This window comes from Streptomyces durocortorensis (genome assembly GCF_031760065.1).
GTDB lineage: Bacteria > Actinomycetota > Actinomycetes > Streptomycetales > Streptomycetaceae > Streptomyces.
In genome coordinates this window covers 3099742-3122401 of the sequence record NZ_CP134500.1, presented here as the reverse complement: position 1 = coordinate 3122401, position 22660 = coordinate 3099742, and the positions used below count along the sequence as shown (strand labels likewise).

The following is a 22660-nucleotide window of genomic DNA, read 5'->3' as shown; positions in this document are numbered from 1 at the left end:
TTGCATCCTCCGAGCCCCGATGGTCCGTCGGACCAGAAAGGCTCTTGCTGTGTCTTTGTTGTCAGAATTGACCGTGCCCGGATCCGGCGGTGTGCCGGATCCAGAGCGGCGGGCCGGGGGGCCCGCGCATGCGGGGGGCGTACGGGTCCGGGTGATCTCCACCGAGCTGCCCGCCACCGATCCGCTCCGGCTGTACGAGGCCCTGCTCCGTACCCGTGAGCAGGACGACGCCTATCTCTTCGAGAGTCTGGACGGGCCCGACCAGGACCGGCACTACGCCGCCGTGGGCTATGGACGCCTCGCGGAGCTGCGCGTCCACGCCGACCGGGTCGAGTTCGAGGCGGCCGGGGAGCTGGGTGTGGCGCTGGCCTCGGCTCTCACCAGGGCCGTCGGCGCCGTGCGAAGTGAGCACGGCGACCTGCGGCAGTGGGCGGTGCGGGGTTCCGAGGACGTGTGGCGCATGCTGCGCGCGCTACAGGGCGCCTTCGTGCTGGACACCGAGGTGCCCACCGGCACCTTCGCCTTCGGCTTCCTGACCACGCTGTCGTACGAGGCGGCCTGGCTCATGGAGGAGCTACCCGAGCAGTGGGCGGCGGCAGATCAGCCGCGCTGCACGCTCACTCTGTTCCGCAGCACGGTCTGGTACGACGTGCGTACTGGCGGGGCCGTCCATCTGACCGCGCACGGCGCGCAGTTGCCCCCAGACACCGGACGCCCGCTGTGGGAGGCGCTGACCGAGGTGGCGGGCGAGGAGCCGGTGGCCGCCCCGGTGCCCGAGGCGCCCGCGCCCCTGTTCGTGCGGGACAGCGTGGACCGGGAGACGTTTCTCGCGCGCGCCGAGCGGTGCCTCGGCCACATCGGCGTGGGCGACAGCTATCAGATCCAGATCGGCCACCGCATCGACGTCGGTACGGAGCTGACGCCGCTCCAGGTCTATCAGCGGCTGCGGCACCGCAACCCGTCGCCGTACATGTACCTGGTGCCGTGGGCGGGCCGGACGGTGATCGGCGCGAGCCCCGAGTTGTTCGTGCGCGTGCAGGACGGCGACATCTCCATGCGGCCCATCGCTGGCACCGCGCCGCGCGCCGCCGATCCGGCAGAGGACGCCCGTCTGGTGGCCGGGCTGCGGAAGAGCGCCAAGGAGCAGGCCGAGCACGTGATGCTCGTCGACCTGTGCCGCAACGACATTGGCCGGGTCTGCGTGCCCGGCACCCTGAGCGTGGACTCGATGATGGAGGTCGAGCCCTTCGCCTACGTCCACCACCTGGTCTCGACCGTGTCGGGCCGGGTCAGGGAGGGTACGGACGTGTGGGCGTCGATCTGCGCGACGTTCCCCGCCGGGACCATGACCGGGGCGCCGAAACTGCGCGCCATGGAGATCATCAGCGAGATCGAGGAAAGCCCCAGGGGCATCTACGCCGGGGCGCTCGGCCTGGTCGACGTGCGCGGTTTCGCGGTGCTCGCGCTGTGCATCAGGACCGCCGTCCACGACGGGGAGCACTACAGTACGCAGGCGTCGGCCGGGGTGGTCGCCGACTCGGAGCCCGCCGCCGAGTGGCGCGAGACGCTGGCCAAGATGAGCGCCACGTACTGGGCGCTGACCGGAGAGGAACTGTTGAAGTGAGGGTCCTGCTGGTCGACGCGTTCGACAGCTTCAGCCACATCATCGACCAGTACCTCCGCATGCTGGGGGCCGAGACGGAGGTGGTGCGCTCCCGCACCCGTACCGTCGGCGAACTGGTCAGCTCGGCGCCCGACGCTGTGGTCCTGGGCCCCGGCCCCGGGCATCCGGCCGACTCCGGCCACGTCGAGCTGGTGCACGCCTTCGCCGGGCGGGTGCCGATGCTCGGCGTCTGCCTGGGCCACCAGGCGATCGGCCTGGCGTACGGGGCCGAGATCGCCGTCGCCAGGCATCTGATGCACGGCAAGACGAGCCCGGTCGAGCACGACGGACGCGGGGTGTTCGCGGGCACCGCGACGCCGCTGGACGTCACCAGGTACCACTCACTGATCGTCTCGCAGCCGCCGCCGGAGCTGGCGGTTACCGCGACCTCGCTCGACGACGGCTATGTCATGGGGCTGCGGCACCGGACGCTCGCCGTCGAAGGGGTGCAGTTCCACCCGGAGAGCGTGACGACCCACGACGGTCTTCGGCTCTTCGAGAACTTCCTGGCGGAGGCCCGCGACGTGCGCCCCACGCCCGCGGTGCCCGCCCGCTGACCGGGCGGCACGACACGGGGAGGGGGCAGCAGGGCATGAATTCGGGGGATGAAATGCAGCATCACGAGGAGCCGTTGGCGGTGGTGACCGGTGCCGCGGGAGGCATCGGCCGGGCCATCACGGCGGAACTGGCGAGAACCGGGCACCGCGTGCTCGCCGTCGACGTCACCGACGACGCCGACCCGGCCGCGCACGCGACGCTCACCGCCGACCTCGGTGCGCCGGAAGCGGCCGAGGAGGTGTTCCGGGGGATCGAGGACCGGTACGGACTGCCCGGGGTCCTGATCAACAACGCGGGGATCTACGAGGCCAGGGACTTCCTGGACTACGACGCGGCGAGCTACCGCCGGGTCTTCGACGTCAACGCCGGTGCCGCCTTCTTCTGCACCCAGTCGCTGACCCGCCGCCTCATCGCCGCCGGGCGTCCGGGCAGCATCGTCAACGTCGCCTCCATCAGCGGTCAGAGCGGCAGCCCCGACGCGGCGTACGGCGCGTCCAAGGGCGCCGTGATCGCACTGACCCGCGGGCTCGGGCAGTCGCTCGCCCCGCACCACATCCGCGTCAACGCCGTCGCGCCCGGCCTGATCGACACCCCGATGGCGGCCCGTATCCCGGCCGACCGGGTGGCCGACTACCGCGCGCGCATCCCGCAGGGGCGGTTCGGCGACCCGGCCGAGGTGGCCGCCGCCGTGTGCTGGCTCGCGGGTCCCGCAGCCGGATATGTCACCGGGAGCGTGCTCGACGTCAACGGCGGCCTGCACTGAGGCAGGCGGCACGGCACCACCGCCCGTAGCGGCACCCTGCCCGCAACGGCACCCCTGCCCGCAACGGCAGGACCGCCGGGAGCGGCACCCCGGCCCACCACCACACCTTCACGCGCGTCCACGCGCCGGAGCGGCCGCACGCCGCCGCCTTCCGGCCTGCGCGCTCTTCCTTCCTTCCATCCTTCCTCCCGAGAGGACCCATCGCCCATGTGGCTGCCCACGAACGGCCCCGCGGCCGACTTCACCGCCCGCTACCTCGCACTCCACCAGGCCTTCTACGCCCGCACGCTGAGCGAGCGCGACCTCGACGACTGGCGCGCCCGCCAGCTCCGTACCGTGCTCGAACAGGTCAGTACCGGCTCGCCGTTCTACGCGACTCTCCTGAAGGACGTCGACCTCGGCTCGGTCACGCCCGGCAATCTCGAGGCGCTGCCCTTCACTACCAAGGCCCAGTTGCGCGAGGAGATGCTCGACGTCCTCAGCAGGCCGCTCACCGACGCCCTCTTTTTCTACGAGACCACCGGCACCACCGGCACGGCGACCCCCTGTCCCCGCGACGGGCGCGAGATCGTCGCGAGCAACGCCCACATCAGCGAGTCCTGGTCGTCCATCTTCCGGCACCACTTCGGCGACCATGCCCCCCGCATCGGCCTGATGGGCCCGACCGAGGTGCACTCCTTCGGCGACACGCTCGGGGACATCGCCCGCAACGTCGGCTCGCTCAACGCCAAGATCTGGCCCTACTCCCCGGTCATCGGCTTCCCCAAGGCCCTCCAGCTCATGAAGGACCTGGAGCTCGAGGTCGTCTGCTGCACCCCGGGCGTCGCCCTCACCCTCGCCAAGGCCGCCGAGTACTACGGCTACGACCTGCGCCGCGACTTCTCCGTGCAGCTGCTGCTCGTCACCGGCGAGATGTGCACCCCGGCGCTGGCGCACAACCTGGAGACGGTCTGGGGCGCCGACGTCTACAACATCCTGTACGGATCGCAGGAGGCCTTCGTCATGGCGACGGCCTGCCGTAACAAGCGCATGCACCTCTCGCAGACCAACTACCTCATCGAGGTGGTGGACCCCGAGACCGGCGAGTCCCACGGGCCGCGCGGCAGCGGCGAGCTGACCGTGACGATGCTGATCGACGGCGTGAAGCCGCTGGTCCGATACCGCACTGGGGACGCCGTGGTGATCGAGGAGCCGGACTGCGACTGCGAGATGCCGGGCGATCTCGTACGGATCGTCGGCCGCACCCTGGACCGCCTCGAACTGGGCGGCCGGCGCTTCACCGCCGGGCAGATCGAGACGGCCGTCATGACCGGGGTCACGGGGTCCGCCGGATACCAGGTGGTGATCGAGCGCGACGACGCGGGACAGGACCGGCTGACCGTCCGGCTCGAACTGCTCAAAGGCCTCGTCGAGGACGCCGCCGCGCTCGCCGATGCCGTACGGGCGCGGGCCGCCGAGGCGCTCGGGGTGCCCGTGACCGTCGAGCTCAGCGACGGGCTCGACCCCATCGTCAGCACCGGCGCCTTCGTGAGCTGGAAGGCCGCCCGCATCGTGGACCGGCGCAGCACGCCCGACCACGAGTCCCGGGTGGCCCGGAAGATGGCGGCGAACCGTGGCTATGAGCGCTGACGCCGTGGCCCTGCCCGGGCCGCTCACCGAGGAGTACACCGCACGCTGGAGCGAGCTGACCGGGCGCTGGGCCGCGCGGCCCGGCACCGTCCTCGGCACCCTCGGCCCGGACGGCACGTCGAGCCAGCTGGTCGCCGAGTTCCTCGCCCGGCAGCATGGTCTTTCCGTCGAGCTCTTCGCCACCTTCGACGAGGTGCTCGCCAGGATCGTGGCCCGCGAGGTCGACTTCGCCCTCGTCCCCAGCGCCTACCAGGGACTCACCCGCTTCCACTGGCACCGCGACCTGCGGCTCCAGGCATTCTTCCCGCAGGCCACCCCGGAGTACGGGATCGCCGCGCCCGCGGGCCAGGAGCCGCCGGCCGACGGCGAGGGTCCCGTCACGGTCGCCGCCATGTGGGAGGTCCGCCGCATCTACGCCGAGCTGGTGCCCGCGGCGCTGGGCGACCGCGAGGTGCGCTGGGTCGACGCGGCGTCCACGCAGCACGCCGCCGAGATCGCGGCCGCGGGCGGCGCCCGGCTCGCGGTCACCAACGCCCCGGGGGTACGGGCCCACGGCCTGCGCTGGGTGGCCACCCGGCCGGGTGCGGAGATCCTCTGGACCCTCTTCGGGCACGCGGACGCAGCCGAGGTGCCCCTCACCGCCTAATGGGACTTGCCGGGTTGTAGGAACTTGGTGCCGTAGCCGCCGGCAGGTGAGCACGTACATCGCCTGAAGCACGTGAGTTCTGAGGTCAGACCGTGTCCCTGCTGGTCGGCCGGGAGGACAGACCGCTGATGGGGTGGGGTGCCCGCCGAGTGGGGCGTGAGCACTGGATCCATTAGGCCGTGTGCCGTGTCTTACGCAGACTGCGCGAGATGTGAAGTACCTGACCAGGAGAGTGTATTGCTACTGATCGGTGATGACTGGGCCGAGGACCACCACGACGTCGAGGTCCAGGACGCGACCGGCCGGAAGCCGGCCGCTGCGCGGCTGCCCGAGGGCGTGGACGGCGTCGCCAAGCTCCATGAGCTGGTTGCGAAGCACGGTGGCGAGGACCTTGAGCCTGCCGACGTGATCGCGGGGATCGAGACCGACCGCGGCCCTTGGGCGCAGGCCCTGATCGCCGTCGGCTACCAGGTCTACGCCATCAACCCCCGGCAGGTCGCCCGCTTCAAGGAGCGGTACGGCACCTCCGGCGCCAAGAGCGACGCGCACGCGCTGGCCGACATGGTACGTATCGACCGCGACCAGCTCCGACCGGTGGCCGGGGACAGCGAACAGGCCCAGGCCGTCCGGGTCGTCGCCCGCGCCTACCAGACGCTGGTCTGGGAACGCACCCGCACCTTCCAGCGGCTGCGCACCACGCTGCGCCAGTACTTCCCCGCCGCCCTGACGGCCTACGCCGACCTGACGCTGACCGCTACGGACGCACTGGAGCTGCTGGTCAAGGAGCCCACGCCGGCTGCGGCGGCGAAGCTGACCCGCCTGCAGATCACTGCCGTCCTGGCCCGGCACCGCCGGCTACAACCCCGCCCTGCGCCAGCTCGGCAACCTCCTCGTCGGCATCCTCCACGGATGCCTCAAGACCCGCACCCTCTACGACGAGGCGACCGCCTGGCAGCACACACCCACACCCCTGCCGCTTGACCTCGAACGACATGGGGTGTCTGACCGGCCGCCTACGCCCCACGACTTCGAACCACTCCGTCCGAACTGGAGATTCCCGACGTGTCCCGCAAGACCCTGCTCCACCGTGCCACCGTCCAGGAGGGCCTGGGCAAGGCCTCCCTGCCGCACCACAGCGTGCTGATCGACGGCGACCGCATCGAGGCGGTCATGCCCGAGGGCCTGGCCCCCGTCCACGCGCCGGACGTCGACGTCCTCGACCTGGCGGGCCGCACCGTCATGCCCGGCATGACGCTCGGGCACACCCACATCGCCTACCTCGACGTCCTCGACGGCCGAGAGATGCTCTTCAAGTACTCCATTCCCGAGGTCACCCTCGGCGCCGCAGCGAACACCACCAACCTCCTGGGCCTCGGCTACACCGGCTTCGTCGGCGCGGGCTCGGTCTCCGGCATAGACATGGCCCTGCGCAGGGCCGTCGACTCCGGGCGGCTGCGAGGCCCCCGGATCACTCCGTGCAGCCGGGACCTGATGGTGTCGGGGCCGCCCGAGCGCCGCAACTCCGACGTCAAGAAGCGCATCCCGTCCGATCTGATGCGGCTTGCCGACACCCCCGAGGAGATGGCCGAGTACGTCGCCGGGGAGATCGCCCAGGGCGCGGAGATCGTGAAGGTCTTCTCCTCCGGCGACGACACCTTCCCCAACGGCCGGTCCCACGAACTCCTCTTCACCGCCGAGGAACTGGTCATAGCCGCCCGTACGGCGCACGAACACGGCGCCAAGGTGCGGGCCCACTCGCGCGGCCTCGGAGGCATCCGCAACGCCATCGCCGCCGGGGTCGACGTCATCGACCACGCGACCTACGCCGACGACGCGGCGCTCGACGCCATCGCCGAACGCGGGATCTTCGTCGTGCCGAGCCTCTACCAGCCGCACATGCTGCTCACCACCGGCACCGAGCACGGCAAGACCCCCGAGTATCTGGAGACGCTGGAGTTCGAGGCGGAGGTGGAGAACACGCTGCGCATCCTGCCGCTCATGGTGGAGATGGGCATCCCGGTCGTGGCGGGCGACGACTTCGGCTTCGCCTGGACTCCGCACGGCACCTACGCCAAGGAGTTGGAGCTGTACGTGACGATGGCGGGCATCCCCGCTCCCACCGTCCTGACCTGGGCCACCGCCAACGGCGCGCGCCTCGCGGGCCGTGGCGGGACGGCCGGGACCGTACAGCCGGGCCGCCTCGCCGACCTGGTGGTGACCGACGGCGACCCCGCCGAGGACATCACCGTGCTCAGCCGTCCCGGCGCCATCGAACTGGTGCTGCTCGGCGGCGTTGCCGTCGCGGGCGGCACCGCCTCCTTCCTCTCCTCCGCCACCTCAGGAGCCGCGTGATGTCCCGCACGAAGCCCTCGCTGCCCGTGCTCCCCGTCCTTGCCGTCGGCGCCTTCGCCATCGGCACCGACACCTTCGTGGTGGCCGGAGTGCTGCCCGAGGTGGCCGGAGACCTGTCGGCGACCCTCACCGACGCCGGCTGGGTGAGCACCCTCTTCGCCCTCACGTACGCCGTCCTCGCGCCGGTGCTCGGCGCGCTCACCGGACGCCTGGAACGCCGTACCGTCCTGGTGATCTCGCTGCTCGTCTTCGCCCTCGGCAACGCCGCGTCCGCGCTCGCCCCCGGCCTCGGCGCGCTGCTCGCGGCCCGGGTCGCTACCGCCGCGGGCGCCGCCCTCTACATCCCGGCCGCCTCGGCGTCCGCCGCCGCGCTCTCGGCGCCCGAGCGGCGCGGGCGCGCCATGGCCGTGGTCCTCGGCGGGCTGTCCGCCGCGACGGTCGCGGGCGTGCCCTTCGGCACCTGGCTCGCCGCCGACCTGGGCTGGCGGTCCACCTTCTGGCTGCTCGCCGGGCTCGGGGTGCTGTGCGCCGCCGCCGTGGCCGGGGGCCTGCCCGAGGTTCGACTGCCCGCCGCGCCGGGCATCGCCGCGCGCCTTGCCCCGGCGCGGGACCCGCGGGTGCTGTTCACCGTGCTCACCACGCTGCTCTTCATGACCGGCGGCTATCTGGCGCTCACCTACATCGGTGCCGTCCTCGCCCCGGTGACCGGCGGTGACGGCGGCGAACTCGCGCTGCTCCTGCTCGTCTTCGGGGTCCTCGCCGTGGCCGGTACCACCCTCGGCGGCCGGGCCACCGACCGCTGGGGCGCGACCCCAGTCCTGCTCGCGTCGGTCGCTGGGCTCGCCGTGGTCCTCGGCACGCTGCCGCTGACCCGCGACCGGACCCTGTCCGCCGCGCTGGCCATGGCGGCCTGGGGCGTCACCGCGATGATGACCCAGCCCCCGCAGCAGTACCGGCTCTTCGCCGTCGCGCCCGCCTCGGGGCCGCTGCTGCTCTCCCTGAACTCATCGGCAACTTTCACCGGGATCTCGCTCGGCGGCTTCATCGGCGGCCGGGTGATCGCCGACGGCGGCGCGGACGAGGTGGACCTGCTGGGCCCGCTCGGCGCGGGCCTCGCGGTCCTCGCCCTGGTCACGGCGGTCATCGGCGTACGGGTGGGGCAGCGCGGCCCAGGTGCCGGGGAAGACGCCGAACCGGCCGCAGGGACCGGTGCCTCGGCCGCCGAACCCGCGGGCAAGCGGGGCTGACGGGGCGGACCGGCTCTCCGGCACCCGCCAAGTGGCCTCCCGGAATCGCCGGGAATTGGCCACAGCCGGACACCCCCGGTCTCCCTACTGTCGGACGCGTCATCAGCGGTCCCCGGATCACGGACCGACAACCCACGGCCACCACGCCCGGCCGCAGCCCCAGTGCCCCAGGCCGACGGACAAGAAGGACCCCTCTCCATGGATAGCACCACCCCCGGCACGGACACCCTGACCGTCACGGTCGACGCGCGGCTGACCGCGCGTGTGCCCGGCTATGTGCTCGGCCTGATCGCCGTACCGGACATCGAGGTCGTCAGGGCCGCGGCCGCCATGGACGGCCTGCTCACCGCGGCCGAGGACGCGCTGCACGCCAGGACGCTCAGCAAGGCGGACGTCTCCGCGCTGCCCACCATCGCAGCCTGGCGCGACGCCTACCGGGCCGTCGAGGTGAACCCCAACCGCTTTCCCTGCGCCGCCGAGTCGGTACTGCGCCGGGTGGCCAAGGGGGACCGGCTGCCGCGGATCAACTCCGCCGTCGACCTGTGCAACGCGATGTCGCTGGCCAGCGGTCTGCCTGTCGCCTCCTGCGACGTGGGGGACATCGAGGGGGAACTGTCTGTGCGGCTCGCCGACGGCGACGAGACCTATCTGCCGCTCGGCGCCCCCGACGCGCCGGAGCACCCCGAGCCCGGCGAGGTCGTGTACGCCGACGGGCGGGGCCGGGCGCACTCGCGCCGGTGGAACTGGCGGCAGGGCGACGTGGTCAAGACCGGCCTCGGCCGGCACAAGCTCCTCCTCACCGTCGAGTCCGCGCACGAGGGCGGCAGGGACGACGTCGAGGAGGTGCTCGGCCGGATCACGGAAGCGCTCACCGGTCTCACCGGGAGCGTCGGGCGACCGCTGGTGCTCGACCGGTCCACGCCGTCCGGGGAGCTGTTTGGTGCCCCCTCGGCCGCACCGGTCCGCTGAGCCCGCACCTGAACCCGACCCGTAGGAGGAGATCCGCATGAGCCGTTCGATCCTGGTGGTGTACCGCCCGGCCGCCGGCCGCTACACGGCGCAGTTCCGCAGTGTCGTCGAGGCCGCCGCCGAACTCGGCGTGGCGACCGTGGTGCTGCTGCCGACCGGCTGGGAGGCGCCCGAGACCAAGGGGCTGGCCTGCTACCACGCCGATCTGGACGACACGGCCGCCGTACGGGCCGCGGTCGACGGCATCCACGCCGAGCACCCCATCGAGCGGATCTTCCCGCTCTTCGAGGGCGACGTGCTGCCCGCGAGCCGCAGCCGCCGCGACCACGGCATCCCGGGTCTCACCCCGGACCAGGCGCTCAACTTCCGCGACAAGAACGTCATGCACCGCAGGGCCGAGGAGCTGGGCGTGCGGGTGGCCCGCTCCTGCCGCCCCGACACGGTGACGGCGGTCGCGGAGTTCGCCGAGGAGGCGGGCTACCCGGTCGTGATCAAGCCGTACGCGGGCTGGGCCTGCGGCGACACCTACCGGGTGGACAGCCGCGATGACCTGGACCGGGTCTGGGAGGCGATGGGCGACGACCGGCACGAGTACCGGGTCGAGGAGTTCATTCGCGGCACCGAGTACCACGTCGACTCGCTGTTCCAGAACGGCGAGGTGGTCTTCGAGCAGCTCTCCCAGTACACGTACTCCGTCCTGGAGTACCTCGACGAGCCGGGCGGCACCATCTCCCGCAAGCACGGCCTGAGCGAGCGCGAACAGCGCATCCTCGATCTGAACGCCGTGGTGCTGCGCGGGTTCGGGCTGTCCACCGGTGTGGTGCACGCGGAGTTCTTCCTGCCCGACGACGGCGGCGACCCCGTCTTCGGCGAGGCGGGCGCACGCGCGGGCGGCGGCTCGATCGTCCCGGCCATCGAGGCGGGGCGCGGCATCAACCTGGCGGGCGAGTGGTGCCGCCTCGAACTCGACCCGGACCACCGGCCCGCCGCCCGGCTCGGCCCGGAGATCGGCACCGAGTACCTCGGCTCCCCGAAGTACGGGCGCATCACCGCCATCACCACCCCCGAGGAGCTGACCGCGCTCGACACGGTCCTCGACGCCGATGTGTGGAAGAGCGTGGGCGACGTGCTGGCCGCGCCGACCGCGTCCAACGACGTCCTCGGCTGGTACGTGTGCGAGGGCACCGACTTCGAGGACGTCCGGGCCCGCTTCAAGACCGTACGGGACGCGTTCCGTGTAGAGACCGAACGGAGCTGACGGGATGCCGAGTTCCGGAGAGGTGGGTCGAGCCATGTGGCTGACCCGGTTCAGAGAACTGCCGCTCGCCCTGCGTGTGCTCTTCCTCGCGTCCTTCGTCAACCGCGCGGGCATGTTCGTCTTCCCGCTGCTCGCCGTCTACCTGGTGCGCGGTGAGGGCCTGAGCCCCGGCGAGGCCGGACTGCTGATCTCCATCGGCAGTACGGGCCTGCTGGTCGGCAGCCTGCTCAGCGGACCGCTCTGCGATCTGCGCGGCAGGCGCACAGCGCTGCTCACAGCGCTGCTCCTGAACGCGGCGGGCTATCTCGGCCTCGCCGTCCTCGACGGGCCACCGTGGACGTACGCGGGACTGCTGTTCATCGCCCTGGTCGGCATGGGGATGTTCAGCCCGGCGTCCAACACCCTGGTCGCCGATCTCACCACACCCGAACAGCGGCCCTTCGCGTACACCCTCAGCTATGTCGGCAACAACCTCGGCATGGGTGTCGGCCCGCTGCTCGGCGGCGTCGCGGCGGCCTACTCGTACCACGTCATGTTCGCGGGCAACATCCTCGCCGGCCTCGCGTGTGCGGCGATGATCGTGATCTGGGTCCCGCACGACCGCCGCACCCCCGCCGGCGGGCCCCGGACCAAGGACCGTGCGATCTCCCTGGGCCACGGTCATGTGCTGCTGATCGTCCTGGTCTCCTTCTTCTACGTCGCCCCGCTGATCGGCCTCGAATACGCGCTGCCGCTCGCGGTCACCACGGTCCTGGACGAGTCCGCGGGCCTGGTCGGCGCCGTCTACACCATCAACAGCGTCGTCGTGGTCAGCCTCGGCCTCCTCATGGAGAAGCGCATCAGCGCCTACGGCGCCAAGCCGCTGCTGCTCGTCGCGGGGCTGCTGTGGTCGCTGGGCCTGGCCGTGATCGCCTTCGCGTTCTCGCTGCCCGCCATCCTGCTCTCCACTGTCGTGTGGACACTCGGCGAGATCATCGTCTCCGTCGTCGTGCCCACGTACATCGCCGACCACGTCAACGAGCGCCGCGTCGGCAGCTTCATGGCGCTCAACGGCCTCGTCCTCGGCCTCGCCCGGCTCGTCGTGCCGGTCGGCCTCGGCGTCATCTGGACGGCCCACGGTCACGGGCCCGTCTTCCTCACCCTGCTCGCCGCCCCGCTGCTCGGCATGGCCGTGTTCGCGCTGCTGCGCATCAGGCCGTCGGCCGCCGTACCCGCGGCACCGCCCGCACCGGAGCCCCAGGCCCTTCCCGTGGAGCCGCTCGACGCCCCACGAGGAGCCAACTAGCCACCTACGTCCACACGTTCACCGCACACGGAAGCTTTCCACCGCACCGAGTCCGAACAGAGAGTGTTCATGTCCCAGACGAAGTTCCTGCTGTCCGAAGACCGCCTCCCCACCACCTGGTACAACGCGGTCGCGGACCTGCCCAAGCCGCTGGATCCGATGCTGCATCCCGGTACCCGCGAGCCGCTCACCCCGGCGGACCTCGAGCCGCTGTTCCCCGCGGAGCTGATAGCCCAGGAGTTCTCCACGGACGCGAGCGTGGACATCCCCGGCGCCGTGCTCGACGTCTACAAGCAGTGGCGCCCGAGCCCGCTGGTCCGCGCCCGCCGCCTGGAGAAGGCGCTGGACACCCCGGCCCGCATCTACTTCAAGAACGAGGGCGTCAGCCCGGCGGGCAGCCACAAGCTCAACACGGCGATTCCGCAGGCGTACTACAACAAGCGAGCCGGAGTGGAGCGGCTCACCACGGAGACCGGCGCGGGCCAGTGGGGCAGCTCCCTCTCGCTCGCCTGCCAGTACTTCGGCCTCGTCTGCGAGGTCTACATGGTCAAGGTGAGCTACCAGCAGAAGCCCTACCGCCGGGGTCTGATGGAGACGTTCGGGGCGAGCGTCACCGCGAGCCCCAGCGACCGCACCGCGGCTGGGCGCGCCGCGCTCGCCGCCGACCCGGACTCGCCCGGCAGCCTCGGCCTCGCCATCTCCGAGGCGGTGGAGGCGGCGGTCAGCAGCAACGGCACCGCCAAGTACGCGCTTGGCTCGGTGCTCAACCACGTGCTGATGCACCAGACCATCATCGGCCAGGAGGCCCAGCTCCAGATGGAGCTGGCCGAGGACTACCCGGACATCGTGATCGGCGCCGTGGGCGGCGGCTCCAACTTCGGCGGCCTCGCCCTGCCCTTCCTCGGCGAGCAGCTGCGCGGCGGGCGCCCGGTCCGCGCCATCGCCGTCGAGCCCGCCTCCTGCCCGACGCTGACCCAGGGCAGGCTCGAATACGACTTCGGCGACACCGCCGGGCTGACCCCGCTCACCATGATGCACACCCTCGGCCACGACTTCGTGCCACCGAGCATCCACGCGGGCGGCCTCCGCTACCACGGCATGTCGCCGATCATCAGCGCGCTCAAGGACCTCGACTACCTGGAGGCACGCTCCGTACCGCAGACCGCCTGCTTCGAGGCCGGCGTCACCTTCGCCCGCCACGAGGGCATCGTGCCCGCGCCGGAGTCGACGCACGCGGTGCGCGTCGCCATCGACGAGGCGCTGGCCTGCAAGGAGTCCGGCGAGTCGAAGAGCATCGTGTTCTCGCTCTCGGGCCACGGCCACTTCGACATGCAGGCCTACATCGACTACTTCGCAGGCAAGCTCAAGGACTGAGCCGCGCGGGGGGAGGGAGGGCGGGGCCGTCCGAGGCCCCGCCTCTGGACAACATGAGTTCTGGGGGAAGTTCATGCTGGACACGCAAGGCACACGGCCGGTCATTCTCGGGATATCGGGGTCCGAGAGACCCGGCGGCAACACCGATCTCGCACTCGACTACGCGGGCGAGCTTGCGGAGAAGCGTGGGGTCGAGTTCCGCACGATCCACCTGCGCGACCACCGCATCTCGCCGTGCAGCCCGTGCGGCAACTGCAACGCGCGGACCGTCCCGTGCGGGCTGCGGGACGACGTGCCCGGCATCGTCGAGGAGATGAAGCGGGCCGACGGCATCGTCTACGCCGTGCCCGTGCACGGCTTCGGCCTGGCCCATCTCATGCAGATCTTCATCGAGCGGGCGGGCGTCGGATTCCTGCGCTTCGACCGTCCGCTGGCCAACAAGGTCGGCGGGATCATCGTCACGAGCCGCCGCTACAGCGACGCCTCCGTGCACGCCCAGCTCGTCGACAATCTGCTGCTCAACCGGATGATCCTGGTGGGCAGCGGGTTCCCCGCCATGCTGCGCAACGCCGCCAGGGAACCGGGCCTCACCGACGCCGAGGGCCTGGACGCCCTGGAGCGGATGGTCCACCGCATGATCGACATGACGCTGCTGCTGCGCAGGCACCAGGCGGAGACCGGCGAACCGGTGCTCCAGCCGGACGACCGCAACGAACGGGTCGCGCGGGCCCACTCGCTGACCTGACCACCACCTCAACTGGCCCGACTGGCTGGGCCTGCCCTGGCCGCAATCTAAGGATGGATACGCCCATGACCGCAACGACCGCCCCTGCCGTCGTCGGGATCGACTTCGACGACATTCCCTGGGAGAAGTGGGACAAGCCCGGCGCTGAGGGACGCGTGAAGCTCGCGTACACCGGCGGCCTGCGCGTACGCCTGCTCGAACTGCCCGCGGGCTTCAACGAGGAGCACTGGTGCGAGCGCGGCCACCAGGGCTATGTGCTCCAGGGCGAGTTCACGATCCACTTCGACAACCGGTCGGTGCCCTGCCGTCCCGGCATGGGCTTCGTGATTCCCGGCGACGAGCGGCACCGCTCGCAGGGTTCCGACAGCGAGCCGACCGTCGTGTACGTCGTCGACCAGGTGCCCGCGGCATGACCGAGGAGACGACGGGCGCCGCGCGCATCGAGGAGCTGCGTGAGTCCATCGACGCGCTGGACCGGCAGATCGTCGGACTGCTCGCGCGGCGCACCGCCGTGGTGCGGGAGCTGACGGAGTTCAAGCGCGACGAGGAGACCGTGCGTTCGCCGGGGCGGGTGGAACAGGTCATCGCCAAGGTGCGCCGCCTCGCCGAGGAGGAGGGCATGCCCCCGGGCATCGCCGAGGCCGCCTACCGCACGCTCATCGCCGAGCTGACCGAACTCCAGATGCGGCGGCTCGCCGAGCGGCACGCGGCATCGGGCCCGGCCTCGGCGGAGGGTGCCGCGTGACGCGCCGCAGCCCCGCCGACCTGCGCACCGTGCTGGCCGGACTCGACCTGATGCCCGGCCAGCTGGTCCGGGTGCGGGAGGAGGTCCCGGCCAGGTTCGGGGTTTCCGGGCACTACGCGAAGTGGGCGGGTGCCCCGGCGCCCCCGCCCACGGGCCCCGGCCCCGCCGTCATGTACGAGCGGGTCACGCCCAGCGGTGCGGGCGCCGAAGCGCGGGCCGTGCTCATGGGCCTGTACGGCACCCGCCGCCGGGCCGCCGCCCTCCTCGGCACCACCCCGGCGCGGCTGCCGCACCAGCTGCTGGACGCGGTCGCCGCGCCGGTGCCGCCGGTCCGGGCCAGGGAGGGCAGGGAGCCCGCCCGGGTCGTGCTCCCGCCGGACCTTACCGCGCTCCCGGTGCCGGTCCTCACCGACGAGGACGCGGGCCCGTACCTGACCCTCGGCGCGGTCCTCGCGACCGACCCGGAGACCGGCGTACGCAACCTCTCCATCCACCGGATGTGCGTGCAGGGCCCCGACCTGCTCACCCTCTGGATGGTGCCGGGGCGCGACCTGGAGGCGGCGTACCGGTCGGCGCTGCGGGCGGGCTGTCCGCTGCCCGTCGCCATCCACCTGGGTCTCGGCCCCGCCGTGCTGCTCTCCTCCTGCTGCCCGACCTCCCTCGTTCCCACCGGGCTCGACGAGCTCGCGGTGGCGGGTGCGCTGGGCGGAGCGCCGGTGGAGCTCGCGCGGTGCCGCACCGTGGACGCGGAGTACGTCGCGGACGCCGAGTACGTCCTTGAAGGCGAGCTCCTGCCCGACCTGGCGCCGGAGAATCTGCGCGGGACCGCCGCCACCCCGGAGTTCCTCGGCTACCAGGGCCGGGCGCACCCCGCGCTGCCGACCGTCCGAATCACCGGGATCACCGCACGCGACGGCGCCATCCTCCAAGCCGTCTCGGGGCCCGGTCACGAACAGTCGGTGCTGCTCGGCTTCGGGATGGAGGCGGCGGTGCTGGGTCGGCTGCGGGAGTGGGACGCCCCGGTGAAGTCCGTGCACTGCCACACGGCGGGCGGCGGCCAGCTCATGGTGGTGCTCCAGTGGTTCCACAAGCGCTCGGCGGCCGACGACGAAGTGGTGCGCAAGGCCTCGGAGTCGGTCCTTGAGGATTTCCGGATGGCCAAGATGGTTGTCTCGGTCGACGAGGACGTCGACCTGGAGTCCGACGAGGACCTGTGGTGGGCGATGACCACACGCATGCAGGCGGACCGGGATGTCGTGGTGCTGCCGGACAGGGAGGGCTTCCCGCTCGACCCGACGCAGTCCACCGCCTACTCCCCGGCCCTCTCGGCGGACGGCCGCACGGCCAAGGTGGTCTTCGACTGCACCGTGCCGCACGCTCAGCGGGACCGTTTTCACCGCCCCCGCTTCACCCCGGCGGGATCCGCGCGGCCGACGCGTCCCTGACCTCCCGCACGACGGCGGCCAACAGCGCGACGCCTTCGGTGATGCGGGCGGTGGTCAGGGCCGCGTACCCGACCAGGAATGTTGGCTCGTCCGGCAACTCCCGTACGAAGTAGCCGGACGCGGGGTAGATCCGCACCCCGCGTCCGGCCGCGCGCCGGGCGATCTCGGCCTCCGTCGCGCCGCGCGTGCCGGTGAGCGTGACCAGGATGTGCAGGCCCGCCGCCTCGCCGGAGATGCGCACCTCGGAGCCGAAGTGTTCGAGCAGGACCTCGATGAGGCGGCTCCTGCGCTGCCGGTACAGCCGGGTCATCCGGCTGATGTGGCGGGTGTAGGCGCCGGTCGCGATGAAGTGGGCGAGCGCGTCCTGGTCGACGGTGGGCGTCAGCCGGTCGGTGATCCACTTGACGCCGAGGAAGGGCTGCACGAGGTGCGGCGGGAGGATCGCGTACCCGATCCGCAGCGCGGGGAAGAGCGTCTTGCTGAAACTGCCGACGTAGACGACGGTGTCCCGGTGCCGGGCGGCGGCCAGGGCGGGCAGGCGCTCGGCGGTGAAGGTGAACTCGTTGTGGTAGTCGTCCTCCAGGATCGTCGCGCCGCGCTCGTAGGCCCAATCGAGCAGGGCGCGCCGACGCTCCTCGGACATGATGAAACCGGTCGGAAACTGGTGCGACGGCGTCACGTACACCAGTCTGACCCGCGCCGGGTCGTGCCCCTGCGCCCGCACACACGCGTCGATGTCACCGACCCGCAGCCCCTGCTCGTCCACTGGTACGGGCACCACGGTGGCCTCGGAGCAGCCGAAGACCTGCCGCAGCACGGTGTGGCTCGGGTCCTCGATGACGACCACGTCACCCGGCTTCACCAGCATCCTGACGAGGATGTCCATGGCCTGGGTGGCGCCGCCGGTGACCATGATCCGGCCGACGGACGCGTCCAGGGCGCGGCTCTGCCGCACCAGCGTGGCGATCTCCGTACGCAGCCTGGGAGAGCCCTCGGCCGGTCCATAGCCGAGCGCGGCGGCGTCGGCCCTGCCGTACGCCTCCTGGAGCGACTGGAGCCAGCGCGTCACGGGGAAGTCGGCGAGCGCGGGCGTGCCGTGCCGGAAGTCGAGGGCGGTGCCCGGACGGTAGGTGGGCGCGGGCTCCCACGGCTGCCACAGGGAGTGGCCCTCGTCCGTCGACCTCGGCGGCTGCGGGGCGAGCGCCGCGGGCACCGCCCGCCGGACACCGGCCTTTGCCCCGCCCGCCAGCCCGGCGACCCGGGTCCCGGACCCGCGCCGGGCGGTGAGAATGCCGTGGGCCCGCAGCAGTTCATAGGCCCGAGTGACCACGGTCCGCGAGACCCCGAGCTGAAGGGCGAGCTCCCGGGACGCGGGCACGGAGTCCCCGGGCCGCAGCTGCCCCGACCGCACCAGCACCGTCACCTGATCGCACACCTGCTGCTGCAAGGACGTGCCACTCTCCCGATCCAGGACGATGAGCAGCTCCGACGACCCCACGTTGTCCCCCTCAGTCCCCCCGTCAGCGCTGACGAGTCTGCCACGATGCCGCGGGAGGGGGCCGTCGAGGCCACGTCGGCACGCTTGGGCTGGTCGGGGTGGGTCCGCCGCCACGCCATCACGTCAGTGACGTGAGCACCGCGTCGACCAGCGGCGTCGCGCGCACGTCGTCGGCGCCACTGATGATGTGGTTCATGGCGTAGCCGAAGGCGACACCAAGCTCCGGATCGGCGAAGCCGAGGGAGCCGCCGCGGCCGTTGTGACCGAAGGCACGCGGTCCATGGGGTTGTCCTCGGTGGGCAATTGGTATCCGGAGCTGAATCGGCTCGGCGCCATCAGCACGCGGTCCATCCCGGCAGCCTGCTCGTTAGCCGCCGGCGTCAGGGTGCCCGGGGTGAGCAGACGTACGCCATCCACCTCTCCGATCAACGCCGCGTACATCCGTGCGAGCGCCCGCGCGGTCCCGATGCCGTTGGAAGCCGGAAGCTCCGCTGCCTGCACCTCGGGCTCACCCACAGCGACGCGGAATCCAGTCCGCGCGGCGCGTTCCCTCAGTCTTCCCAGCCGAAGAGAGAACTTCGGCGCGCTCATGTTGGCCCAATTCAAGTCCGCGTGGGCCGGTACCCACTGCTCAACGGTGAGCCGGGGAACGCGCCATGGATGGTCTCGGTGACCAGGGCCTGCGTGATGGTCTCGGTGTCCGGCGAGAGCATCCAGCGAGGAGTTGAACGCGCGTCACCATGCGTCCGGGAGGTCGGGGTCTTCGCTCAGCACGGCGGTGCCGATGGGGCCGCCGGGCAAGAGCCCGGTCTCGTCAGCGCGCCACATCGCGTCCTCGCCGGCGTCCCGCCACACCACGCACGCCTGCCACTCGGGCTGCGCGACGCCAGTCAGACGAGCGACACGTTCAGTGCCGTTCCACCCCTGCTCGCCGATCTTGTCCACGCGGCGCCGCTCAACCCGCACCCAGGTGTCCCGATCGGTTCGCGCGCCCACGGAACGGACTATCGCCTGGAGCGCGTGCGGCGGTTGTAAGGACCTAACAAGTACATCGGACGGCGCACGGTGACCCGCATCGGCCGCTCCACCAGCGCAAGCAGATGGTCGCTGATAGCCCAACGGAGACGCGCTCCGGTGGACAGCCGGTGGACAGACGCCTTTGGACGAGTCAGCACGAGGCTGTACGGGGGAACCTGTCGCACATGGTCTGATCAGGGAAAGCGTCACTAGGCGGCACCGCCTGACATGGACGCTCTCGGTCTCGTGATGCGTAGGTCTCGGGTTCGAATCCCGAAGGCGGCTCAGTGAAGGCCCAGGACAGATAGCCTCTGACCTGGGCCTTTGTGTTCTTCATCTTCACCGGGGCTCTCCGGGCGGGGTGGAATGCCGTGGTCGGTGCTTCGAGGGCGGAACTTCCGCCGCGCGATGCTCTCCCGGCTGCTGTCGCACACCGAATGCGACCCCCGAAAGGCCGACGGCGAGCGTGCCGTGCATGCGGTCTTCGGTGACACCGCCGCGTTCGCTCCGGAGAAGGAAGGGACGGGGCGGTGGGCGCGAATCGTCGTGTCGGGGGCCGGGCTAGTGTGGCGCGAATGCGTGTGATGAATGGCGGCGAAGGACAGAGTCGGGCGATGGGCGGGCGTGACCGGGAGGGTGTTCCCGGCGAGGTGCCGGTGGGGGACGGAGCCGCGGCCGGGGACGGTCCGGCGGATCGGGTTCCCGGGCGCGTGGTGGTGCTCGGGACGAGCGGGGCGGGAAAGTCCACTCTCGGCGCGCCCCTCGCAGCCCTGATCGGTGCCGCCCACAGCGAGCTCGACCGGTTCCAGCACGGGCCCAACTGGACGCAGGCGACGCCCGAGGAGTTCCGGAAGAAGGTCCTGGCGGAGGCAGAGAGCCCGCGCTGGCTGTTCGACGGCAACTACATCGACCGCGTCGCCGCCGATCTGTGGCCGCGCGCCGACCTGATCGTCTGGCTCAACCCGCCGTTGCCGGTGATCCTGCGGCGGTTGTTCGTCCGCAGCCTGAAGCGGATCGTTCTGCGTACCGAGCTGTGGGGCGGAAATCGCGAGGGCTGGGGTGCGCTCTTCAGCCGTAACTCGGTCCTGCGGTGGGCCGTACGGTCCAACCGGCGGCATGTCGAGGAACTGCCGGGCAGGCTCGCGGAGCTTGAAGCGCAGGGTGTCGAGGTCGTACGGCTGCGCTCCGGCGCCGCCGCCCGCGCCTGGTCGCGCGCCATGGACGAGCGTGTGCGGGCTCGTGTGACGGAGGCTTTCACGCGGGTGGCAGCGCCTTCCGGGGAACCCGGGACGGTGCTCGACGCCGCGGACGTGCTGCCGAAGGATTGCGCGGACTGTCTCGCGGCCACCTTCCCCGACAGTCCTCGGACGAACCTGATCGAGCGGGGCAGGGCGGCGACCGGGGCCGGGACGGTGGCGCCGGTGTGGCGGGCCGCGGTGGACGGTCTCCTCGCGGCAGGTGGTGGTGAAGCCGTGATCCGGGCCTCCACCCGTTGGGAGAGCGGCCACTCGGAGACCGGTGACGGAGTGGCGCCCGGAGCGCGTACCGCCCGGCAGTCGGTCGGGGAGGAGGCTGTTCCGGCGGACGGGGCGTCGCTGCGGCTCCGCTTCGTCTCCGGCAGCGGGCACGGCGTCCTCACGGTCGAGTACGCGCAGAGCGGCTGACCGGCGGGGGCCGGTCAGCCGCCGGGCTCATCCAGGTGCGGCTTCCGGTGGCGGGCTGAGCGGCTGCTCGTACCCGAAGCCGTGGGCGAGGGCCGGTACGTAGTGCGCTCCGACGACCGGACGGTGGAGTACCGCTTCTCCGCAAGCCGCTTGGAGCTCGATCACTGGTACATCGACCCGGAGACTCTCACCCGTCACCGGGGCCCTCTCGCCCTGCCGCCGGACCTTGTCGACCTCGTCCTCGAACTGCGCGGGACCCTGGGCCTGAGCGACGAGGTGCTCCCCGTGTACGTGGAGGAGCTGAACGCCACCCTCTCCTCGATGGCCTACAAGCTCTCGCTGCCCCCCCGTGTCCGCCGCCGCACTCGCCCTCCGGGGTTTCCAGGCGCTCGAAGCAGGCATGACCGAGGGCCACCCCGGCTTCGTCGCCAACAGCGGGCGGATAGGTTTCGACAGCGAGGAATTCCACCGGTACGCGCCCGAGGCCGGCACCCCCGTGCGGCTGGTGTGGCTGGCTGCCCGCCGTGACCGCACGACCTTCACCTCGTGCGCGGGCCTCGACTACGACACGCTGGTCGAGCGGGAACTCGGCAGGGGACAGCGAGCGCGGTTCGAGGATGTCCTGACCGGCCTCGGCCTGGAGCCCGGTGACTACCTCTTCCTCCCGGTCCATCCCTGGCAGTGGGCGAACAAGCTCAGTGTGGCCTTCGCGGGCGAGGTGGCCACCCGCGCCCTCGTCCACCTCGGCGAGGGCGAGGACCTCTACCTCCCGCAGCAGTCCGTGCGCACCTTCTTCAACGCCACTCACCCCGGGCGTTCTTATGTCAAGACCGCCATCTCCGTGCTCAACATGGGCTTCATGCGCGGACTCTCGGCGGCCTACATGGAGGCGACCCCAGCGATCAACGACTGGCTCGCGCAGCTGATCGCCAAGGACCCGGTGCTGTCGGCCACCGGACTGACGATCATCCGTGAGTACGCCGCGATCGGCTATCGCAGCCCGCAGTACGAGGCCGCCACCGACCGCTACTCGCCCTACCGGAAGATGCTGGCCGGGCTGTGGCGGGAGAGCCCTGTGCCCGGGCTGGCCCCGGGAGAGCGGCTGGCCACGATGGCCGCTCTCCTCCACCAGGACCGCGACGGTGAGTCGTTGGCGGCGGCTTTGATCGCCTCGTCCGGGCTCGGCGCGCAGGAGTGGCTGCGCCGGTATCTCGACGCGTACCTCACCCCGTTGCTGCACAGCTTCTACGCCTACGACCTCGCGTTCATGCCGCACGGCGAGAACGTGATCCTCGTCCTCGACGAGAACGGCGCCGTCGTGCGCGCGGTGTTCAAGGACATCGCCGAGGAGATCGTCGTCATGGACTCCCGTACCGCACTGCCGGCCGCGGTGGAGCGCGTTCGGGCCGACGTGCCCGAGGACATGCGGCTGCTGTCGATCTTCGCCGATGTCTTCGACGGCTTCTTCCGCCATCTCGCGGCGATCCTGGACGAGGCCGGTGCCTTGGAGGAGCGGGAGTTCTGGCGCACCGTCGCCCATTGCGTGGCCGACTACCAGGAGTCGGTGCCGGACCTCGCGGAGAGGTTCGTGCGTTTCGACCCGTTCGCCCCTGCCTTCGCCCTGTCGTGCCTCAACCGCCTCCAGTTGCGCGACAACCGGCAGATGGTCGATCTCGCCGACCCGTCCGCCGCCTTGCAACTGGTCGGCGAACTCTCCAATCCGCTGGCCCGGTTCCGCCCCGGCGGGTGACCTGCCCGCCGACGGGCGGGACCCGGCACCCGGCTCGCAGGGCCGGGGGTGA

The 22660-nt window shown here is 71.4% G+C and carries 18 protein-coding genes and 3 pseudogenes; 18 read left to right on the top strand and 3 right to left on the bottom strand.

Annotation, left to right across the window (positions count from 1 at the left end; all coding sequences use genetic code 11):
* Positions 1 to 91: 91 nt before the first annotated feature.
* The 16 genes from RI138_RS13740 (at position 92) to RI138_RS13665 (ending at position 16679) form a co-directional block, all read left to right on the top strand.
* Positions 92 to 1624: an anthranilate synthase component I family protein gene (locus RI138_RS13740; RefSeq protein WP_311120137.1), complete on the top strand. Its 1533-nt coding sequence runs from the start codon at positions 92 to 94 to the stop codon at positions 1622 to 1624.
* A complete protein-coding gene (locus tag RI138_RS13735) occupies positions 1621 to 2220 on the top strand; it encodes an anthranilate synthase component II (protein WP_311120136.1) in 600 nt (199 codons plus the stop codon). Before RI138_RS13740 ends, RI138_RS13735 begins: the two co-directional genes overlap by 4 nt.
* A gap of 53 nt (positions 2221 to 2273) precedes the next feature.
* A complete protein-coding gene (locus RI138_RS13730) occupies positions 2274 to 2984 on the top strand; it encodes an SDR family NAD(P)-dependent oxidoreductase (protein WP_311120135.1) in 711 nt (236 codons plus the stop codon).
* 207 nt (positions 2985 to 3191) lie between these two features.
* Entirely contained in the window at positions 3192 to 4613 is a 1422-nt protein-coding gene (locus RI138_RS13725) for a phenylacetate--CoA ligase family protein (protein WP_311120134.1), read from the top strand.
* Positions 4603 to 5259 carry a type 2 periplasmic-binding domain-containing protein gene (locus tag RI138_RS13720; RefSeq protein ID WP_096632249.1) on the top strand — a complete coding sequence of 219 codons (657 nt, stop codon included), beginning with the start codon at positions 4603 to 4605 and terminating at the stop codon, positions 5257 to 5259. The genes RI138_RS13725 and RI138_RS13720 overlap by 11 nt, the downstream gene beginning before the upstream one ends.
* A 237-nt stretch (positions 5260 to 5496) precedes the next feature.
* The gene (locus tag RI138_RS13715; RefSeq protein WP_311120133.1) at positions 5497 to 6240 is read left to right on the top strand and encodes an IS110 family transposase; all 744 of its coding nucleotides are present in this window, start codon (positions 5497 to 5499) and stop codon (positions 6238 to 6240) included.
* A gap of 81 nt (positions 6241 to 6321) precedes the next feature.
* Positions 6322 to 7611 (top strand): amidohydrolase family protein, encoded by a 1290-nt coding sequence (locus RI138_RS13710; RefSeq protein WP_311120132.1) that lies wholly within the window; start codon positions 6322 to 6324, stop codon positions 7609 to 7611.
* Complete coding sequence (locus tag RI138_RS13705; RefSeq protein ID WP_311120131.1) at positions 7611 to 8858, top strand: MFS transporter; 1248 nt, start codon at positions 7611 to 7613, stop codon at positions 8856 to 8858. The genes RI138_RS13710 and RI138_RS13705 overlap by 1 nt, the downstream gene beginning before the upstream one ends.
* A 198-nt stretch (positions 8859 to 9056) precedes the next feature.
* Positions 9057 to 9827 carry a B3/B4 domain-containing protein gene (locus RI138_RS13700; RefSeq protein WP_311120130.1) on the top strand — a complete coding sequence of 257 codons (771 nt, stop codon included), beginning with the start codon at positions 9057 to 9059 and terminating at the stop codon, positions 9825 to 9827.
* A 37-nt stretch (positions 9828 to 9864) separates the two neighbouring features.
* Positions 9865 to 11085: an ATP-grasp domain-containing protein gene (locus RI138_RS13695; RefSeq protein ID WP_311120129.1), complete on the top strand. Its 1221-nt coding sequence runs from the start codon at positions 9865 to 9867 to the stop codon at positions 11083 to 11085.
* A gap of 34 nt (positions 11086 to 11119) precedes the next feature.
* Positions 11120 to 12370: an MFS transporter gene (locus RI138_RS13690; protein ID WP_311120128.1), complete on the top strand. Its 1251-nt coding sequence runs from the start codon at positions 11120 to 11122 to the stop codon at positions 12368 to 12370.
* A 69-nt stretch (positions 12371 to 12439) separates the two neighbouring features.
* Positions 12440 to 13744: a TrpB-like pyridoxal phosphate-dependent enzyme gene (locus RI138_RS13685; protein ID WP_311120127.1), complete on the top strand. Its 1305-nt coding sequence runs from the start codon at positions 12440 to 12442 to the stop codon at positions 13742 to 13744.
* Between the two features lie 73 nt (positions 13745 to 13817).
* Positions 13818 to 14489 (top strand): flavodoxin family protein, encoded by a 672-nt coding sequence (locus RI138_RS13680; RefSeq protein ID WP_311120126.1) that lies wholly within the window; start codon positions 13818 to 13820, stop codon positions 14487 to 14489.
* 65 nt (positions 14490 to 14554) lie between these two features.
* A complete protein-coding gene (locus RI138_RS13675) occupies positions 14555 to 14902 on the top strand; it encodes a cupin domain-containing protein (protein WP_311120125.1) in 348 nt (115 codons plus the stop codon).
* Entirely contained in the window at positions 14899 to 15234 is a 336-nt protein-coding gene (locus tag RI138_RS13670) for a chorismate mutase (protein WP_311120124.1), read from the top strand. Before RI138_RS13675 ends, RI138_RS13670 begins: the two co-directional genes overlap by 4 nt.
* The gene (locus RI138_RS13665; protein WP_311120123.1) at positions 15231 to 16679 is read left to right on the top strand and encodes a UbiD family decarboxylase; all 1449 of its coding nucleotides are present in this window, start codon (positions 15231 to 15233) and stop codon (positions 16677 to 16679) included. Before RI138_RS13670 ends, RI138_RS13665 begins: the two co-directional genes overlap by 4 nt.
* Here RI138_RS13665 and pdxR read toward each other — a convergent pair.
* The 3 genes and pseudogenes from pdxR to RI138_RS13650 form a co-directional block, all read right to left on the bottom strand.
* Positions 16642 to 18177, bottom strand: a complete 1536-nt coding sequence (pdxR, locus tag RI138_RS13660; RefSeq protein WP_311120122.1) for a MocR-like pyridoxine biosynthesis transcription factor PdxR — start codon at positions 18175 to 18177, stop codon at positions 16642 to 16644. The genes RI138_RS13665 and pdxR overlap by 38 nt on opposite strands.
* A 118-nt stretch (positions 18178 to 18295) precedes the next feature.
* Positions 18296 to 18684: pseudogene (locus RI138_RS13655) on the bottom strand (serine hydrolase); the annotation flags it as partial.
* A 47-nt stretch (positions 18685 to 18731) separates the two neighbouring features.
* Positions 18732 to 19230 (bottom strand): annotated as a pseudogene (locus RI138_RS13650) (hypothetical protein); the annotation flags it as partial.
* A gap of 539 nt (positions 19231 to 19769) precedes the next feature.
* Here RI138_RS13650 and RI138_RS13645 point away from each other — a divergent pair.
* Together RI138_RS13645 and RI138_RS13640 are read left to right on the top strand one after the other, a co-directional pair.
* Complete coding sequence (locus RI138_RS13645) at positions 19770 to 20858, top strand: P-loop NTPase family protein (RefSeq protein ID WP_311120121.1); 1089 nt, start codon at positions 19770 to 19772, stop codon at positions 20856 to 20858.
* Positions 20859 to 20915: 57 nt separating this feature from the next.
* Positions 20916 to 22608, top strand: a pseudogene (locus RI138_RS13640) (IucA/IucC family protein); the annotation flags it as partial.
* Positions 22609 to 22660: the final 52 nt, after the last annotated feature.

Bases quoted from the DNA above. Each gene is read 5' to 3' on its own strand.
- RI138_RS13730 (WP_311120135.1), top strand. From the start codon at position 2,274: ATGCAGCATCACGAGGAGCCGTTGGCGGTGGTGACCGGTGCCGCGGGA.
- RI138_RS13725 (WP_311120134.1), top strand. From the start codon at position 3,192: ATGTGGCTGCCCACGAACGGCCCCGCGGCCGACTTCACCGCCCGCTAC.
- RI138_RS13720 (WP_096632249.1), top strand. From the start codon at position 4,603: ATGAGCGCTGACGCCGTGGCCCTGCCCGGGCCGCTCACCGAGGAGTAC.
- RI138_RS13705 (WP_311120131.1), top strand. From the start codon at position 7,611: ATGTCCCGCACGAAGCCCTCGCTGCCCGTGCTCCCCGTCCTTGCCGTC.
- RI138_RS13700 (WP_311120130.1), top strand. From the start codon at position 9,057: ATGGATAGCACCACCCCCGGCACGGACACCCTGACCGTCACGGTCGAC.
- RI138_RS13695 (WP_311120129.1), top strand. From the start codon at position 9,865: ATGAGCCGTTCGATCCTGGTGGTGTACCGCCCGGCCGCCGGCCGCTAC.
- RI138_RS13690 (WP_311120128.1), top strand. From the start codon at position 11,120: ATGTGGCTGACCCGGTTCAGAGAACTGCCGCTCGCCCTGCGTGTGCTC.
- RI138_RS13685 (WP_311120127.1), top strand. From the start codon at position 12,440: ATGTCCCAGACGAAGTTCCTGCTGTCCGAAGACCGCCTCCCCACCACC.
- RI138_RS13680 (WP_311120126.1), top strand. From the start codon at position 13,818: ATGCTGGACACGCAAGGCACACGGCCGGTCATTCTCGGGATATCGGGG.
- RI138_RS13675 (WP_311120125.1), top strand. From the start codon at position 14,555: ATGACCGCAACGACCGCCCCTGCCGTCGTCGGGATCGACTTCGACGAC.
- RI138_RS13670 (WP_311120124.1), top strand. From the start codon at position 14,899: ATGACCGAGGAGACGACGGGCGCCGCGCGCATCGAGGAGCTGCGTGAG.
- RI138_RS13645 (WP_311120121.1), top strand. From the start codon at position 19,770: ATGCGTGTGATGAATGGCGGCGAAGGACAGAGTCGGGCGATGGGCGGG.